Source organism: Natrinema sp. DC36, assembly GCF_020405225.1.
Lineage (GTDB): Archaea > Halobacteriota > Halobacteria > Halobacteriales > Natrialbaceae > Natrinema.
This window is the reverse complement of record NZ_CP084473.1, coordinates 290,828-309,248: the sequence shown is the minus strand read 5'-3', so window position 1 is coordinate 309,248 and position 18,421 is coordinate 290,828. Positions and strand designations below refer to the sequence as shown.

Here is an 18,421-nt window from a genome sequence, read left to right as displayed (position 1 = left end):
CGACCACAGGGAGCAAAGCGAGGAGGCTGGGGAGGACGCGAGCGAAGCGAGCGTGTGGTTGGACACACAAAAAAGAGGGCGGCTACGCTATTCCTAAGTCCACCACCGCCCGCGTTCGGGGAACTCGAGGCGGCTCCAGCCGGTCACAGCCAGGCTGCATCGCTCGTTGTGCCAGTTCTTCGCCGCGTTCCTGATCCGCACCGTTTCGCCCTCACTCACGTTCGTCTGGTATGAGTTCTCCCAGATCGTGAACTTCATCTTCTCGGTCGCATCCGCGATCAACCCAACTTGGCTGATCGACGGCTGCGAGGGGTCCCACAGTTTGATGATCTCGCCTTCCACGTCCACTTCGCCTGCCTCCACCTCCGGTACGTCTGCGAGGTCGACGATCGTTCCCGACTCGGCTTTCACTTCGTCCATCTCCTCGAGGGTTGCGTCGATCATCGACGTCCCGTCCGTCACCTTCTCCGCCAGTCCACGGCTCACTGCCGCCCGGCTTGGACCCCCACGCACCGTCTCCGTGATTCGCACCGATTGTGTGTTGACCTCCGCCAACTGCTCTTGCTCCAGCTCCGAACGGGGGTCCACCCGTTCGACCCGCCGCTCTCGGCGCTGCTCGACCACGATCTCTCGCGTCCGCTTCTCTCGCCCCTCTTGCGTTCCGAACGTCGCCTTTGCGCTGATCAACTCGAGTTCCTCCTCTCGAGCCCGAATCCGCTCTTCCTGTGCCAGTGGCAGGTGTCCGAACTCGTTCTCCTCACGTCCAACCACCGTCTCCGGGTGGTTCGTCTCGACTTTCGTATTGATTTCTTGCTCGACACTCGGCGAGAACTCCGGCGTCTCGTCCACGATGTCTTCCGCGAACGGATCTTCCACGCCTGCGTCCGTCTTCTCCGCAGCCGCATCTTGGTTGACAGTCGATTCAGCCGAAGTTTTATCATCTCGGAAGTTCGTAGAACTCATTGCTTAGCTCCGAAGGCGCTTTCCAACGCGTCTTCACTCCAACACCTCTCAGTCCCAACTATACTCGTCTCCTGCAACCGCTCTCGCTCGCGCCTTCAGGTCCCCTGAGGCGCGAGTAGAGCGGGACACTCACCCCCACCAGCCAGCACCGCGCGCCGAGACGACCGGCGCGAGCGTCCAGCGGAGTAACCGTGGGGGGTGAGCAGCTACGCCGCGCAACCCCTCGCGGTTACCCGCTGGCGTCGAAACCAAAGCCCGGCAGCACAGCGACCACCGGGAGCGAGCAGCCCGGAATGGTCGGTCGCGAGCGATGCAGAGGGAGGGAAGGCGAGCAGAGCGTGCCGTCCCGTTCACACCAGTCAAGGAACGCTCAAAGCACCCCAACTTCAGCTCTGCCTGGCGGGCTTTCGGGGTAATGTACTCCTCTTTCCCTCTCTTCTCGAGATATCTTCCTCCTCGAGCGTTACCTCCAGTCCAACCCCGATAGTCCGAGACACTCACACAGACATGTCGTAAAATAATCCTCACGTCCTCGACACGGATATCGAACAAACGACAAGTACAGGGTGTCTATGTATCATCGACCGATCACCGGTTCGAAGAACATACCTGAAGTAGTGCACGTGGACGGAACACTTAATAGCGACCGAACCGCATTACGGTTCATGAACCGTGACACCGTTCGGACATCGGATGGATGTGAGGGAACGTACGTTTGCCTCCCGATTCCGCTCGGTGACCGCGAGGCGTTCCGACACCGCGCAGCGACTGACATCCTTCACGTACTCGCAGATAATCCAGATACGGCCTTCTCGAACCGTGAACTCCACCGGTTGACGGAAAGAGGAATGTCGAACGTGAATGCCGCTGTTCTCTCCCTCGAAGCCCTCGGTATAATTCACGTTGATCGCGACGGCAGGTCAAATGCCGTACAGATCAACCCGAAAAGATTCGTTCACAGTGATGATCCTGTTACCACAATTCCGCAATCCGAGTTCCATGACCCAGTGCGAACTGTTCGGAATCGGCTTATAGACCGTATCGGTGATCATGCAGCGATTGTGTTGTTCGGGAGTGTCGCTCGTGGTGACGCCGACCGGGCAAGCGATATCGACGTATTCGTCGTTGTCGATGATGGTCGAATGGCGGCGCAACGAGCGGCTCACGACATTGAGGAAGATATCACGTCGGAACAGTTCGATGGAGATCGATTCGAACCGCACATCGTCGTTGAGACGCGCGACTCAGCAGTAACGCACGACCGAATCCGTGACGTGCTCGTGGAAGGGATCACGCTTCACGACACCCCAGTTCTCGACGCGGTGAAACAGGAGGTGTTCGCGGATGGGACTTGAAGACGTCGTTGACGCTGTCGAGCACGTTGAGTCGTTGTTAGCCGACGAGGAAACAGGCCCTGTTCAAGACTCGTTGTCGTGGCAGCAAACGGATGCTGACGTACAACTGGGGAAAGCATGTGCGATGCTAGGAACGTGCCGTCAATTACGCAGCGGGACAAATAACTACGTCAGTATTGTCGAGTTGTCGTTCAACGCCATCGAACGGTCGTTCCAGTTCTACTTGGTGGATCAGACTGCTGCTGAATCGTCTGATTTCCGAAAGCATGAGCAAGTGTTCGAAGACATCGAAAGTCGCGGGGTATTCTCTGATACGGGTGTGCCTGCCCGGATTGATGCGTTCCGATCGGAACATCGTGCCCGGATCTATTACGATATTGATCGACCCGGTCGAGATCTGGCAGTTGGGATGCACGAGCTAGCTGAGGAAGTTCACTCGTACGCTGTCGAGTTCGCCGATGCGCATTCCCGGTGTAACTGCAAGGAGCGCCACGAAACCAAATCCTAGGGAGCGAGGCGCGGGATGCCGAGCGGCCGAGGGCTTTCGGTGGAAGTGTACTCCTCTCTCCTCAACGAGGTCGTCTCCCTCATAACCATTGTTCTGTCGAGTGTCCCTTCATACCTTATTCTGAATTGAAGAAACGGTCCTCCCAATGACTGTTACTTGGACCTATCGCCGAATAATCGTCCCCATAGAGAGGATGTCTCTGAAGCGGTATCACAGTCGGACGTTGTCCCGGCTTGTTCTTCTCGAGCCTGCTCGATCTCTCGGTTACGCTCTGAAAGTTCGGTTCTGAGATCTTCGATCGTTGTCTCGAGGCGATCGATACGTTCAGTTTTCTGTTCGAGCGTGGCCTCGAGTTCATCGACGCGGTCAGTCAACAGTCGGTTCTTCTCAACCAGATACGCATGATTCCGATTCTGCTCCGAGTCGTCACGGCTAGCACTGGTCGACGACTCGCTCGTTCTGGAAACAGATTCGGTTGACGTATCTCGAGTGTCGGGATCGTAGAACTCGGAGGTACTCGCAATTGCTCGCTCGATAGTCTTTTCGCCATACGTAGAGCCGTCAGCGTAGTGGACTTCATCCCACTTGTCTCGGAGCAGTCCTGATTGGCGGAAAAGCCGGTCCATCGTTTGGTGGTCACCACCAGTCCAGAATGCCAGCAGACAGCACAATGCCATGTCCGCCTCTGACTGACTCTCGTAACCAGCAGTCGAGCCACGCCACAACCGCTCGAACTTCTCGCTGTTCGATGCGTTCCGTGCTCGCTCGAGCAGTTCCTCGTCCTTGAGGTCGACGTTGGTATCGGCTGCACTGCCCGTCGCTGCTTGCTTCTCACTGGAACTATAGTCTCCAGATTCGTGTTCTGGATCCGGTTCAGAGTCTTGAACGTACTCACGATGGATCGCTACCAGCGCATCCTGCCGACGTGCAACGCGAGTTGGCGTGTCCTCGAGGCGGTCGCCGGTAACGGTGAAAAACCGAGCGGTGTCGTACAGTTCGATACTGCCACGGCGGTTCCGCCCATCTGGGAGTTCTCCCTCGATGAGCACATGAAACCCAGTACCTGACGGAGAAATCTCCGTATAGGAATCGAGTCGCTCGATGATGTCCAGCGCTGTATCGTCGATGTCGCCGCCTTCGGGATCTCGACAGTCATCCAGATCTACGCCGACGATGGGATCATTGTCGGTAAAGACGAATCCGATGCCATCGGCGTTCTCCGTGTCGGCGTACTCAAGCGCTATCTCGAACGACATCCATGTCTCCGGATCCGTTGATGACGCGAACGCACCACTACCTGGCGTCACCGGTATCTTCGTCGGCTTCCCATCTCGAAGTTCTTCTTTCCAACAGACCCACTGGTCGCGGTCTCGCAAGTCTGCTGGGAGTACTGTCCTATCGAGTGATGCAATAAAACTCATTAGTGATTCCCTCGGGAGGCACTTACTGAATCCCTCGAACAAACTATATCAGGATACAGATAGAAATGTCGATTTTGTGTATAATGTTCAAGCTGCCTGTCCCCGCATCGTTCTGCGGATGGAACCCAGTGTATACTAGTTGGCTTTGGCGGGTTATTTTGCATGGACAGCACTCCCGTCATGCGGTTCTGCGTGGACAACTCCCTCCATAGAGTTTCCTTGGAAATCCAGTCTGCGTGGACAGATAATTCAGATGCTGTATTCTGGCTGTGTAAGGGGCTATCTCGGAGAGAATGGAGGACTCGATTCCCTCGAACAAGGATACCCGTAGAACCGCTATTACAGTACATCATAATTCTGTCAGATATCATTGTCCGAGGAGTGTCTGCCCCTCTTCTGTCAGGGAGAGTCCGACGTAGAACTGTACGCGGTCACCGTCCACTCTGGACCGGTCGGTCTCGAGGTTGACGACGTTCCGTAGCTTCCGGGTAAACCAGCCTTTGGTTGTCCCGTCAATATCGTGCTGGTCAGTCCAGGTAGCGTACGCCTGAAACAGATCATCCTGTGGAACTTTGGCTCCATCGGCCTGCCTGACGTACATTGCCGTGAACGCTTCAACACCGTCACCGTCCGGGTCGATGTCCACCGTCTCATCTTTCGATGGCGAATCAGATGCCTCACCATCTGACGGAGGATTTCCACCACGACGAATCGTCGAAACCTCAACTCGGCCTGAATCACCGTTGGAATCGTCGGGCCATAGCTCCTCGAAGTCGGGGTTCTCGGACAGCACATACGTTTCTCCATGCTGGAAAATCAGTGGACTACCGTCAGCTGGCAGAATCAGTACGATGTAGCTGTCACGTGAATAGTCTGCATCCGGCAACTCGATGTTGGGGATGAACGGTCGTTTGATGGGCGTCCAATCCTCTTCGAAATCGTCTTTCGAGTCATAGACGCAGGTCTCTCCGGGTTTGTGGACCGTGTACTGGCCGGTTTCTCGGTCGTGGCTATAGTAGGCCGGAACACCGTCTTTGGAGAGCGTACCCTCGTCTGGAACGCGGGCGAACTCCGTCTCGCCGTCCGAAAGCACGCGCTCGCCGTTATCGCGCGTCCAGACAGTCCGATTTGTGTCTGCAGTGCGTGGTCGAACGGCGGTTACTCCACCGTGAGCCGTCGCGCCACCGCCGAACATCACGAGCTCGTCGCGATTATAGAACTGCTCGGTGCCGTCCGCCCGCTCTCGCAACGGCGGCGAGAGGATGTTCTCGATTCGTTTAGCCCACTTCGTATCGGAGTCACCAGGCCGGACGACAAAGAGTGGTATCCGGTCGGTCTCGTGGGCCCGTTTGAGGTTCTGCAAGACCTTCGCTGGCCGGTCCGGTGTCGTCGTCTCGGCCTCGATGTTGAAGACGACGTCGTGGTTTGGGTGGGTCGCGGTGGCGTCGGGCTGCTCGCTCCCGTCCTGTTCGAGGATATTGACACTGAATCCGCGTTCGGTAAGCGCCGTTTCGGTATCCATGAGGACTGCATCATGGCTCGTTCCCCCTGCCGATCCGACAGTCCCCGTCTCAGGCTGGACTGTCGTTTCCCCCTCGTCAGAGAGGCGGGCAACGATATCGTCGTTCTTCAGATCGACTTCAAGCAACCGCGATGCTTCACGCACGTCCGGAAGGTCCTCGTATGCATAGTCGATGTCGGGCTGGGTGTTCTCAAGGCGGATCGAGAGTTCCTCGTCAACGGCAGTGACATCCACCCAGCCGTTTTCCGCCCGTACACCCTCCCGAATCTGTACTGCACGGATCGACTCCGCCATCGTTTCATCCAATATCTTCGTCGGGTTCGCTGCCTCGTGGGGGTCGCTGTAGATGAGATTCTGCATGATTTCAGCGTCGGTCAGCGGCTCGGTCCCGTAACGGTCCAAACTCTGCTCGATGATGTCGTCGACCGCATCAGCCGACCGTAGTGGTGGATACGGTGGGAACGAGCGGAGGAGGACGGGTTCTGAGTACCGACCGCCATCGAGAGGCAGTTTCGTCCAGACCTGATACTGGTCAGTTGAGATCAGGTCCTCTGCAGTGTAGTCTCGGAACCGCTTCATCAGGAGTTGGGCATCGTCTACGTCATTCACTGAGAACGCGATGAGATTGTCGCAGTTGTTCTGCATCGCCTTGAGCGTGTCCTCGTCGAACTGCGAGGGGTACTGAGAGGCGAGCGTCACGGAGAGCCGCATCGACCGAGCACGAGCGAGCATTGACTCGATATCGAGATTGTCGCTGGCGATGTCGTCGAACTCGTCACAGAGGACGAAATACGGATCTGGGTCGGTATCGCGTTCATACGACCGCTGCTGAATTGCACTCCAGAGATTCCGCATCACGCCGAGTGTGACCATCTTCTTGATGTCCGTATTCTCGACGGGCGTGCGGACGATAACGATTCGGTCGTTGTCGATAATATCGCGGAAATCGATCGTGCTCTCGCGGTGGGAGATGATTCGTCGGATGACCGAGTTTTCGACCCAGGATTTGATTCGCTTCAGGAGTGGCCGGACTGTCTCGTCATCCATCCGTGCGATTTCGAGACAGAACTCCTGCACATACGGATCGTCGACATCGAGAGCAAACTCTTCACGCCGCTCGGCGTTCAACAGCGTGAAGTACATGTCGATCACTGAGAACGGTCTCTCGGACTGCATCATCGCTCGTCCCATTGACTCGGTGATCGACTCCATATTGATGCCCCAGTACTCGTCCGTATCGAAGATCGCCTTCAGATTCTCGATGCGATTCTCAATCTCGTTTTCGCGCTCTTCCTCTGTATCACAGTCGGGAACCTCGAGGAAGTTCAGCCCGACCGTCTTGTCGTGCTTTGACGACCCAGGTTCAATCCAAACGACGTCGTCAAGACGGTCTTCGGGGAGTTTCCGCAGGAGCTCACGGGAGTCTCGCCCTTTCGGATCGAAGTAGACGAATCCATATCCTGAATACGCCCACTGGACCATCATGTTCAGCAACTCCGTTGTTTTCCCGTAGCCGGTGGTGCCCGTGATCCAGATATGCCGGAAGAGGGACTCGAATCGGAGCGGTGCTTCGCGGAACCCACGTTGCGCATCTTCGTCGTAGCCGATCCAAAGCGGCGCGGTCGACGTTGTGGCACCTGATTCGAACATCTCGCGGACGTGCGATCCCGCGACAGTGCCCTCACTGGCTGTTTCGGTGATGATAGGCTTCCCACCGACGTAGGTAGTATCTTGTTCGGTGATTTCATACGTTTTACTGACTCGAGACCGCGAATCTGGTGTTGGGTCGGACGTATCACTCACGTCTGCACGTTCGTCTGGTTCGGTCTGGAGATCGGCACTCGCCTCTTCGGCTCTTGTCGGTCCTTTCGAAGACGAGCCTGCATCAGAGTGCACCGACTGGTCACTGTTTCCACGACCGAAGAAGCGTTCAAACACCATCCTGCCCTCCCTGTCCAGCCTGGCGCTTCTGGGGACCGTCACTGGTCGTGTGTCGCTCATACTGAACGGCATCGGCGGGGACGCGGTCACCCCGTTGCGTGTATCGCCAGTCGATGTTCGGCGTCTCGATCTCGTTGTTCGGGATATGTGCGACGCCGGCGAGTTCGTCGACGGTCATGATCATGCGCCGGTCGGTCCACTCGCGGTCGGCCATCCGAGTGACGTGTTGGCGGAGTTGACTTGCACGCTTGCCCTGCTTCCGATGGTACACTGGCATATCGTCGAGACCCTGCTCAGTAATCGCGTTGTAGTACTTTCTGAACATCCCTGCGACGCCGCGCGCACGGGCCTCAGCTTCGTCTTTGTCCGCTGAGATTGCGACTATACGGATATTGACGTGGAACGCCTGTTCGCCGCGCTGCTGTTCGATGGTTCTCGCCGCCTGCTTGTCCTTCTCGCTCGCTGGTCGCGTCCGAGGATTCAACCATCCGACCGACGTTCCCTGGCGGAGCGCGTGGGCCAGGTCATCAACGCTGTTGTGCTTGAACTGGTCGCCGTCCGTCCAGGACTGCTTCGCCGGTCGAAAGACGACCTGCGTAACAACCTTACTCTCGTCGAGTGAGAGCATCTCGCTCGTGATCTCGCCGTATGGGTCCGTCTCGAATCCCTCACTATTGTGGTGGCGAATCGGGTAATAAGGAATCTTCTCCATCTCCAGCCATGCGCCAGCGACGTACTCGTGGGGCTCGATGACGGGGAACGCGTGGCCACCCTCGACGGGAAAGACCTCGCTGTTAGCGTAGTTATTCCCGACGCGGCGGCGGAACTTGTCGGCGGCTGCCTCGGTTGCAGCGTGCATGTAGAACTTGATCTTCCCCTCGTCGAACCAGACCTCGAAGGTGTGATGGTTGCTCATGTTCTTCCCCCGGAAGTTCGTCGTCACGTCGTGGACCGACTGGAGCAGTCCAGCGCCGTCGACGACTCCTTGATTCTCTTTGAAGGGTCGGATTCTGAGCAGAATACCGGGCGCACTCTCCGGGTGCTGGACGAACGGCTCTTCGAACTCTATCTGTGTTGCGTCGTACTGTGCACCGCCGCTGAAAAGCCAGCTAAACATCGTCATTCACCTCCTCGTCGAACCGTATTGCATCGTCACCGCTATCGGCGAGAGCAGATGTCTCCGCCGTGTCGCTCTGTCGCGCGGTCGCGACTATCGCCTCGATGATCTCGTCTTCAGTGAAGCCATTATCGAGAATTCGAGTCGCCTCTGCCTCACAGAGTCCATAGCGACTGGTGAGTGCGTTCATCCGCGCCTCATTTTCCACGAACCGTTCGAAGTCAACGAGTTCTTCAGGCTGGTCGCTAATCGCCTGTTGGATGAATTCCCGGTCGTCGGGTTCGTAGTTGATGACGCGCTTCTCGAAGTCGTCGGCGACGACGTGCAGCGGATACGTTCCGTGTTCTTCGACGCGAACAAGCGATTGACTGTAGCCGAGGTCTTCCTTGCCTGCATCAGCCCGTCGAACGTACCGACGTTGTTCCTCTGTGAGGCCGATTTTGTCGGCTGTCTCGTCGTCCAAATCGGGCAGTTTGTGAAAGACCTTGATTGGACACATCCCGATAATTTTCTCGGCCTGCTCGGTTTCGTAGAACTCTTGGGCTGTCTGAGAGAGGAGAACCATTCGAAGGCCAGCATGGCGCTGGTGCCGGAACGCCGTCTCGAGAAAGTCCAGGTTCGCCTGGTCCTCGAAGAGGTAGTGCGCTTCGTCGATCGCGATTTCGACGTTCCGTTGGGTGTTCTTCGCCTGTTGATAGATCGTCGAGAGCAGGAGTTGCATCAGGAACGTCTGGCGGTCGATTCCTGATGCGCTGCCCTCGATCTGACCGAGATCGATGTAGATGACCTTGTTGTCGCCCTCGAGGATATTGATCTCCGAGCGGTGTGAGAGATTTTCGTAGGCACCGCCCTCTCGGAAGGGCTGAAACGCGATTGCGAGTTCGTCTGCATATTGTGCGGCACGCTCGCGAGCGGATTCGGATGCCGCAATATTGTGCTCATCTGGATTCTCGGCGATATCACAGAGAATCTGATGGACGTCCTGCATCGTCGGTGAGTTCTTCGAGGTATGCGTCGAGACATCATCCTCGACGATCCCCGCTAGTCGGTAGGCCTCGTCAATGACATACGAGAGGACACCAGTCTCGGCTCCGAGTTCGATATCACGAGCGTCGAGGAAGTTCTCGAGAATGGCGTAGACCTCGTCTTTCTTCGCTGAGAGTGGAGAGATGCCACCGTTGGACTCGAGGACGTGCTGTGGCGTCTCTCGGATCTCGAGCGGGTTCAGCTTCGTGTCGCCGCCGACGGTAATCGTTTTCGCGTTCAAAGCGTCCGCGATACCACGGAAGCCGCCGACTGGATCGACGAGGACGAGCATCGTGTCGTTGTGCCGCTTCATCATCCGAAGGTGGCGCATGATGTCGCCGAACGTCTTCCCAGCACCCGGCATTCCGACAACGAGTTCGCTATGCCCAGTCTCGAGTTCCCACGGGTTGATTCGGATGGGGGAGCCGTTGTGACCGTGATAGCCATACTCGATGCCGCCGTCCATCATCTGGTAGTTCGACGAGAACGGGAACATCGCGCCGATCGCCTGATTCGTCAGTGTGGACATCCGATCGCGACCGAGTTCGTTCGTCCCGAGCGGTGACACTGTTGCGAGGCCACGTTCCTGCCACCGGCTCGCAACCTTGAGCGTACAGTTCGCCGGGGCATCCTTGACGATCGACCGCAAGCGAGTCGTCTGATTGTCGAGCGCTTGCTCGCTGTCAGCAGCGAGGCGAATGAACACGCCACCGCGGTAAAACGACGCTTTGTTCGCGCGAACAAGCGACCGCATGTATTTCGCCTGATCGATATCGTCCTGAAGATCTTCGGATTGGAGGCTGTTCGAGTCGTGCTGATTGATCTTCAAATCCGAGATCCAGTCCGCCATCATGTCTTGGGCCGACTGGCTGTCGAACGGGTCGAGGTGGATGCTGATATCCGTCTGAAGGTCGGTCTCGAGCAACAGACGCTCGAGGAGGCCATCCGACGGTTCCTCAGGGAACTGTTCGACCCAGAATGTACGGACGTACGCCTCGTCGTTGATCACGGCGTAGGTCGTCTCCCAATCGACCGTCGCCGGGGCGAGAACCGACTGGTGCATCGTCGACGTATCTGGCAATCGATCGCCGGAGGAACTCGAGAGATCCTCGTCGATAGTATCTTCAGTACGATCGTCCGAGGCCGATTCCGGCGTACTGGTCGGTTCGTCCATTGCATCGAGGACATCATCAGGGTCGGGCGTTGCTGGAACACCATCGCTAATCCCGTGGGAGACGACCGGGAACGTGCCGAGTGAATCCGTGATATCAGCGTACTCCTCGGGCTGACACGACCAGTACTCCTTCGTGATCCGAGCGAGGTCGTATGCGTCGACCGGACTAATTGAACACCGGTAGAGCGACGAGCCGCTGCGTCGGAGCTGTGTGAGTCGTGCCTCGAGTTGCTCTTCTTTGAGCCGCTCACGCTCGGGGTCAGTCAGATCATCGGTCTGGAACCGGTCGAAGAATCGACCTACCATGGGCATCTCTGCGAGATAGGCGAGGACGCTATCACCCGTCTTGTCGAATTGTTCGACATCATCATCGTTCACTGCAGTGATGAGGTAGTACTCGCGAATCGTTGTCGTCTCTGAATCGATATCTCCGCTTTCGGTCGTGTTCGCGGTGACGTATTCCTCGAGAAGCCGCTTCAAGACCGGTCGTGACCGAACATCAGCGTCACCGAGTCGTTCCTGGTGTGAACGGATAACATCGTCATCGTCGACCTCTCGGCTGGTGATATAGATCTTCACCGGGAAGTCCACAGTCGAGTTAACGAACTCAGAAAGCGACTGGACAGCCTTCGCCCATGCATCGTCGTCCTCGAGGGCCATGTTCGCTGGCTCGACTTTCATCGCTCCGACGAGTGCACCATCCGTTCGCTCGACAGCGTGGGGATATACCCGTTGTAAGCGAGTCAGATACCGAACCTCGCTGTTGTCCTCACCACCGTGGGTATACTCCTTGTTCTTGAGCGCCCAGCCGAACCGGGCAGCGAGCCACTCGGTGAGCCATAGGTATCTGGGCTTCACCTTATGGAGCAAGAATAGGAGGATCGTGAGCATAATTCCGAAGCCCAGTACCGGGATCGTCAGTGCAGCAGGGACGAACGTCGCTGCAACGACAGTGACGAACGCCACCGCGAGAAACAGCATGAGTTCGCCGATCGTGTACCCTCGGAAGAACGCCGTAGTACCGCCCAATGACTGATGGATCTTTCTCGTACTATACTCGCTATCAGCTGTATTCGTACTCATCCAAAATCACCACCGCGAGACCTTCTGTTTCGTGTTCTTGAGCCCGCGCTTTGCTCGAGTCGATGTCTTCTGTGTGGCCTTACGAGCGTCATCGGCGACTTTGTCTCGCATACGGCCCGTCTTCGACTTCCGCAGATTGTTGTACCGACCAGCGTGAGCCTTCGTTGACCGAGCCGATGCGCCGAGCTGATAGGCTTTCGAGTTGCCACCTCCAAGCGTCGTCTGGCCACTCTTCGTTACTGCGCCAACCTGATTGTTCGCGTATCCCCGATGGACGTTTCGGGCACCCCGGACAGCCTTTCCGGAGGTGCGTTTTGCCTTTGCAGCCCCAGATGCGGCTGCTGCAGGATTCGTTGCCGAGACGCCCTTCTGTGCGACGGTCCGTATTGCTGGGCTGCTCCAGTACACCGTCATGATCATCGTGATAATCGCCGCAGGAATCAGCGTCAACCCGATGAACAACGAAAAAAGTCCATCAACAGAGGTTTCGAGACCACCGACCTCCCAGCCGATTCGGAAGAGGATGGCTGGCGGAATCCCAGCGAGCACTAAGCCTGGATAGATCCCTGAAGCCTGACGTGCCATGTTTGCCGCGGGACTAAATGGCCAGACTTCCATCGACCAGAGAACGCCCAGTAGCGGCATGATCGGCGTCAAGACGCAGAGTGCGATCCACCGGAGAGCGACGACAAATCCTGCAATAACTAAGAAGAAGTTCGATATGACGACCATCGCAAGAATGGTGAACATGCCTCCAAGCGAGGATTGGATGAGGCCACCGAGTCCTGCCGACATCTCGTCGATTGGGGCAATCGTCATACCTACTGCGTCGATGAACTGCAACGGAATCGATACAAGTGGAAACCAAACAAAAGTCCCCATAAATACGAGACCAAGTCGTCGCAGGAGCTGTTTTCGTCGGTACTCACTCATCGAACCTGCCCGGAGTCCAACGAACGCAAAGGCGATAACCGACAGCATGATCGCCAGCGGCATGATGTATGAGAGGTATACGTCTTGGTACAGACTCTCCCATGGCGCATTGTCCGGGGTTCCAACAACCATATACCCCGAATCCGATTTTGGGGTCGGAACTCCGACGATTGGACCTAAGATCGCTTCATAAATGTCATTGACAAGGCCGAGAAGTGCATCGGTAAAATCCTCGATGACGTTCTCGATTGCATTCTCAACTTCGTTTTGAAGCCATCCCATTCAATTCTCACCCCCATTAGATATTGACTCATTTGGACTGCCTTCTACAATAGAAAGCTCACACGACTGATCACCATCATAGCGGAGTTGCTGAGTATAGGATGGATCTCCACCTACCTGTACGACAGCCGTCACCGCCATCGGTTCTGTGCCGAGTTCTCCACAGTCAAGTGATCTAACTGCGTTTCCGGTTCGGTAGACAGGACGTTTTGATTGAACTGTAGTCTCCCCCGGCGGTAAGCGTGTCTCGTGAAAGTATGACTGCGATTCCTTCGATTGCAGTCGAGCAACTGGAGCACCTGCCCACTCGAGTTCAGTGAGTAACGACGGTATCGTCCCCGTGTTCTCAATAACGACTGCCGCATATGTCTCCCACTCGGACGAATTCTTGTCCCACTCCATGTCGGGATTCTCTGCCGCCCACAGGACATCTGTGATCGTACAGTTAGCCTCGAGCGTGAGTGTCGTTGTATCGACCTGATTGTCTCCATCGAGGGCGACTAGCTCGTATTTTCCAATGGGGAAGTCATCTTCATATTGGCCAAGAATTTCGAACGATGTCTCGGTCTCGCCATTCTCGAGACGTTGTTGATCGTACAGCTCTCCACTCGGATCAACGAGATTGATGAACTCAACCGACGTATCATCGGAAACTTCGATCTCGAGGCTCTCCTCCGCTATTTCGACGGATGTGAAGACATCACTGTCTCCAGCACTGATTCCGTTCCCATCTGTACTATTGTTCGATGGGTCTGACCCTGACGCACAGCCAGCAAGAGTGGCTGTACTAACGCCGAGGGTAGCAAGGACTGACCTGCGAGCGATACGACTGCCGTCCGTATTGGAGTTTTCTGTCATTGTTGATCTGTAAGTCCGAGGAACGTGCCTCCGGACAGGTAGTCGAAACCGTAGACGGCCAGAGCAACCGGCAGAAACCAGAGCAGTGTTACGAGAATCAACTGAATGATCTTCTGGAAACCGGGATATTTCGGTGGAATCTTCGCCCGGTCCTCTGCTGCGGAGTACAATTGATTCGCGCGCCACCACTCCGTTGGAACGTACTGCCCATCAACGACTACAGACGGCCGGTTCTCGAGTTCGAGAACGGTCATTCCACTAGCGTTGACGGTAGCGGACTGATTCCCAACTTCGACCCGGCCGGTTGTGACCGGATCGCCGGTTGCCTTCTCTGTGACAGTTGCCTGAACGAGGGCTCCTGACGAGTTCGCCTCGAGGACCGTCAGCTCGAGGTTCGTTTCGCGAACGGTTCCATCGTCATCGATCGAGATGGACTTCGACTGGCCACGGACGATGCCGTGAACGGTTACCTCGTCAAAGGTCGCTGCTGGAAGCGTCTCCGATTGGATAGCGACTGACGTTGCGTTCACATAGCGATCGACAGTCGCAATATCGATCTCGTTCGAAAGGGAGGGACCGTCTTGTTCACTTCCCCAAGTTTCTTCGATAACTAACGGCGGCTCAGCAGTATCCGTCGCCTCGCTTGGCATATCTGGCCGTTTCTGCGTCGGTACGGCGTGGATTTGCGCTGGGCGGACGGATGAGTTCTTCAGGGTAGTGTCCCTTTCCGTTCGGGACACCATCGTATGCCAGCCGTCTACTCCCACGGAGTAGAACCGCCAATTTCCCCGAAGACGAGCGGTACTGTCAACATCGATTGCTGCCCACGTAGTGCCCGGATGTACGACGACACCAGTGCGGTTCTCGTCGCTTTCGAACGTCACGCGCTTCCCGTCACTATTGTCGATCCGAGAAACGACCGTCTGACGGGATTCGGTTGCTGTTACCCGTTCGCTCACATTCTCGGTTTCAGTCTCCCACGCCCCATCACAGGATTCTGCATCACTGTCGTAATCATCGCACGTTCGTATTTCATGGCGAAGGCGAACGGAAATGGCAACGTCCACGGAGAGGTTCTGCGTCCCTGACAGCTCACTGTACTCGAGAGTAGAGCGATGATCGTTACCGGAGTCGAGTACCCGACCGTCTGCCCGTAGTTCGACACTGTCAATATCTGTCTCAGCAATCGACCACTGATCGCGAACCGAGCCAGTGGTATCGTCATCTGGAACATGCACTCGGTAATCGGTTATCGCGAGGACCTCTCCGTCTGGAGCGATGTACTGTGTCGAGTTGATTCCTGAATGCAACACCGTCGACGGCTGGACTGCAAAGATGCTCGCGTACGCATCCCTGACGTAGAGTCCGTCCTCGAGCTGTGCTTCCTCAGGATGAACTGATGTCTTCTCATTCCCAGGGGTGAAATCCTGGACGTCGCCACTGTTCCAGGTTTCGACGGCTTCAACCGGCTCTTCGAACGGAACATCCGTCGACCCTGCGAGCCGAGCGGAAAACTCCGCGTCGGAAGAAACGGTATCCGTGAACTCCTCACTTGAGCGGTCCCCTCTATCGATGTCTTCCGACCACAACAGCGGGAACCGCGTTTCGTTTACACCGTAATCCGGTCCGTCAGCAGGAATAGCCGTACTCGAGTTTGGGTCAACTGCAGCGACACCTGCAGTCAGACTCGCAACGCCTCCGCTTACGGCGAGGAACGCGACGGCAATGACGATCACACGTGATGTGGTCATTGAATTTCGGTGAAACGGTTTGTTTGCTGTATTAGAACGGTTTCACACAGTCAGAGAAGCCGAATCCCATCTGACTGCCGACCTTGTCGATGAGTTCCGGTGAGATCAGCGCGAGGACGAGGATCCCAAATCCGATACCCGACATCACGAGTTTCTCCTTGGCTCGATTCTTCTTCTCAGGGTTCCCGCCAGCGCGCATGTACGAAAGGCCGGCTCGACCGATGTAGAAGCCGGTCGCAGGGAGGCCGAGACCAGCAACGGCACCAAAGACAATGCCGATACCGGTCTCAACGCCAGTACCACAGTACACATTGCCGACATCCGACTGCGCAACTGCTGTCCCGGAAAGAACGACTATCAGAGCCGCCCATACCGTGGCCGAAACCACTGTTGACCTCACCCAACTGAGCAATTGTCGGGAATCACTCGATCGGCTGTACGACGAATCATGACGATTACTGAGCGGTTCGGACGAACTACGTGAAGAACTATTACTCATTATAGTGGTAATCTGCATGGACTATCTCGAGCAGCGCTTCGAGGGCCGCGATATCCGTCGTCATATCGGGTAAATGACCCTGTTCAGTTTCCGTGCCACAAAGAGCAGTATTACGGTAGGCCGTCCGTTCGGCCAATACCGTTCGAAACCAGTTAGACGCATTTACCCCCGTATCTCTGGTGATCAGTACTGTGTCGGCACGTTTCCTCAAACCGATCGTCTTTGTACTGTTTCCAATCATATATACTATCTTGAATGTTCAATTGAATTGTTGGTCGTTACACTATATAGATTTTTTGTTTCCATCCAAATTATTTATATAGCAATCGGTCGAATCAAAGAGACACAACTGATCAGACGGGAACTACCTTGGCAGCAGGTGTTCCGAGTCTACATGGTTAATCACTAGGAGCGGACGATCGAGACTCATGAACAGAATCGCCCGTGGGCCGAACACTACCGCGCCAAAATCGAGGAATTGTACCCAACGGATGTCGTCGAACCGGAAGTTCAGCAACTCAGTAGAGCGTCTCCGAACGGAAGTTCGACAACTGCTTGCGGAGTATAGTGCAGATTCGGAACGAGCGAACAGCTCACAGCCGAACGACCTCCAGCAAGAGACGCTCTTATCGAAACTCCACAAGGCACGCGAGGCAAGTGGCCAAGACCGTCTGAGCACGGAGGAAGTCGAAGACCAGATGCTCACGATGACCTTTGCTGAATATGAAACCACCGCCGCTGCGCTCGGATTCGCCTGGTACTCGCTGGCGATAAATTCTGATATTCGGCAAGCGTTCCACGATGTACTCGATGCTGTTCTGGAAGATGAACCACCGACACCTGAAGACATTGCAAACCTCGACCTCACAAACCGAATCGTCACCGAGCCCCTCCGACTGTATCCCCCCATCCATACGATTCCCCGGGAGACAACTCGAGATGTCCAGGTCGATGGCTACTGGATTCCGGCCGAGGAGGAAGTTCATCTGTCCATCATCTCGACTCATCGTGATGAGCGGTTCTACGCCGATCCCTGTCATTCCGGCCCGACCGGTGGACAGATGATTTCGAAGAGGAACTCACTGACCACGCGTTCATCCCATTCGGTTGTGGTCGTCGGACGTGTATCGGTCGGGAGTTTGCTCGCCTCGAGGCGACGCTGGTGCTGGCGACGATCGGTCAACAGTGGACTCTCGAATGGGCTGATGGGGACCCGACGATCACAATCGAACCGGAGATCACTACGCAGACAAAGAACGGCCTCCCAATGCGGCTTCGGCAGCGATAGGCAAACGCAATACACAAGTACGCAATACACGAGTCGTACAGAACGTTAAATAGTTCAGTCTACCCAGTGATATCGTCGCTGAGTTCGTGCTTGAGGAACGGAAACAGTCAGGAAATAACCCCACTCTTTAGGAAGGGTGGAGAGTAGAAACGTCCGACTGGCGTGTGCAATCACCAGACACAGGCTACGTATCCAGTGGAGGCCATGTCGAACCATTACATCACAGCAGAGGAACATCTGCCCGACGAGGACCTGACGGAGACGACGCTCCAGATCACCGATGCCGAGACGAAGCGGATCTTCGAAGCGCGGGTTCGAATCGCCCACGATCCCCATGAGCTCACCGATCCGCGGCCGCTACGGGTCGTTACCGGACCGCACGAGGACGTCAGCGAGGAACGGTACGTCGAACTCATAGACGAAATCGCCTCGGAGGGAATCGACGAAGACCGCCTCCGTCGGCTCGCGGGCGAGCAGGAAACGACCTCGAACATCGTCAACACTCGATCAGACGACCTCAAAGTGATTCTACGCTATCTCGTCGAATCGGGCCAATACGATTCGACGGCCGAGGCACTCCGGGAAATCTCGTTTCAGTACCTCGCTGAGAATCGACCCGCACTGCTGGAAACGTACGAAGACGTCCGAACCGAGTTCGAGGCCGACCCGCTCCGTCGTGCCCTCACGGACGAGGAATAGT

Annotated in this window: 13 protein-coding genes and 1 pseudogene; 5 read left to right on the top strand and 9 right to left on the bottom strand. The window is 56.1% G+C overall.

The window, feature by feature from the left end:
• Positions 1–93: 93 nt before the first annotated feature.
• A complete protein-coding gene (locus tag LDH74_RS22515; protein ID WP_226042701.1) occupies positions 94–963 on the bottom strand; it encodes a DNA-binding protein in 870 nt (289 codons plus the stop codon).
• A gap of 665 nt (positions 964–1,628) precedes the next feature.
• On the opposite strand from LDH74_RS22515, the gene LDH74_RS22510 reads away from it, so the two are divergent.
• Positions 1,629–2,318: a nucleotidyltransferase domain-containing protein gene (locus LDH74_RS22510; RefSeq protein WP_226042700.1), complete on the top strand. Its 690-nt coding sequence runs from the start codon at positions 1,629–1,631 to the stop codon at positions 2,316–2,318.
• A complete protein-coding gene (locus tag LDH74_RS22505) occupies positions 2,308–2,826 on the top strand; it encodes a hypothetical protein (RefSeq protein ID WP_226042699.1) in 519 nt (172 codons plus the stop codon). Before LDH74_RS22510 ends, LDH74_RS22505 begins: the two co-directional genes overlap by 11 nt.
• 152 nt (positions 2,827–2,978) lie before the next feature.
• On the opposite strand, the gene LDH74_RS22500 is transcribed toward LDH74_RS22505, so the two are convergent.
• The 8 genes from LDH74_RS22500 to LDH74_RS22465 all read right to left on the bottom strand — a co-directional run bounded on the left by LDH74_RS22500 (position 2,979) and on the right by LDH74_RS22465 (position 16,433).
• On the bottom strand, positions 2,979–4,247 hold the full coding sequence (locus LDH74_RS22500; RefSeq protein ID WP_226042698.1) for a hypothetical protein: 1,269 nt from the start codon (positions 4,245–4,247) through the stop codon (positions 2,979–2,981).
• 367 nt (positions 4,248–4,614) lie between these two features.
• Positions 4,615–7,710, bottom strand: coding sequence for a type IV secretory system conjugative DNA transfer family protein (locus LDH74_RS22495; RefSeq protein ID WP_226042697.1), 3,096 nt, complete (start codon positions 7,708–7,710; stop codon positions 4,615–4,617).
• On the bottom strand, positions 7,700–8,827 hold the full coding sequence (locus LDH74_RS22490; protein ID WP_226042696.1) for a hypothetical protein: 1,128 nt from the start codon (positions 8,825–8,827) through the stop codon (positions 7,700–7,702). The genes LDH74_RS22495 and LDH74_RS22490 overlap by 11 nt, the downstream gene beginning before the upstream one ends.
• A complete protein-coding gene (locus tag LDH74_RS22485; protein ID WP_226042695.1) occupies positions 8,820–12,110 on the bottom strand; it encodes a conjugal transfer protein in 3,291 nt (1,096 codons plus the stop codon). Before LDH74_RS22485 ends, LDH74_RS22490 begins: the two co-directional genes overlap by 8 nt.
• Before the next feature lie 6 nt (positions 12,111–12,116).
• A complete protein-coding gene (locus LDH74_RS22480) occupies positions 12,117–13,325 on the bottom strand; it encodes a hypothetical protein (protein WP_226042694.1) in 1,209 nt (402 codons plus the stop codon).
• Entirely contained in the window at positions 13,326–14,183 is an 858-nt protein-coding gene (locus LDH74_RS22475) for a hypothetical protein (protein ID WP_226042693.1), read from the bottom strand.
• Positions 14,180–14,713, bottom strand: coding sequence for a hypothetical protein (locus LDH74_RS26705; protein WP_345778569.1), 534 nt, complete (start codon positions 14,711–14,713; stop codon positions 14,180–14,182). Before LDH74_RS26705 ends, LDH74_RS22475 begins: the two co-directional genes overlap by 4 nt.
• Before the next feature lie 1,252 nt (positions 14,714–15,965).
• Positions 15,966–16,433, bottom strand: coding sequence for a hypothetical protein (locus tag LDH74_RS22465; RefSeq protein WP_305082478.1), 468 nt, complete (start codon positions 16,431–16,433; stop codon positions 15,966–15,968).
• Positions 16,434–16,861: 428 nt separating this feature from the next.
• Between LDH74_RS22465 and LDH74_RS26555 the strand changes: the two are divergent.
• The 3 genes and pseudogenes from LDH74_RS26555 to LDH74_RS22455 form a co-directional block, all read left to right on the top strand.
• A pseudogene (locus LDH74_RS26555) lies at positions 16,862–17,407 on the top strand (cytochrome P450); the annotation flags it as partial.
• A gap of 59 nt (positions 17,408–17,466) precedes the next feature.
• Positions 17,467–17,721 (top strand): cytochrome P450, encoded by a 255-nt coding sequence (locus LDH74_RS26550; RefSeq protein WP_345778573.1) that lies wholly within the window; start codon positions 17,467–17,469, stop codon positions 17,719–17,721.
• Positions 17,722–17,925: 204 nt separating this feature from the next.
• A complete protein-coding gene (locus LDH74_RS22455) occupies positions 17,926–18,420 on the top strand; it encodes a ubiD operon protein (protein ID WP_226042690.1) in 495 nt (164 codons plus the stop codon).
• The last annotated feature ends 1 nt before the right edge of the window (position 18,421 follow it).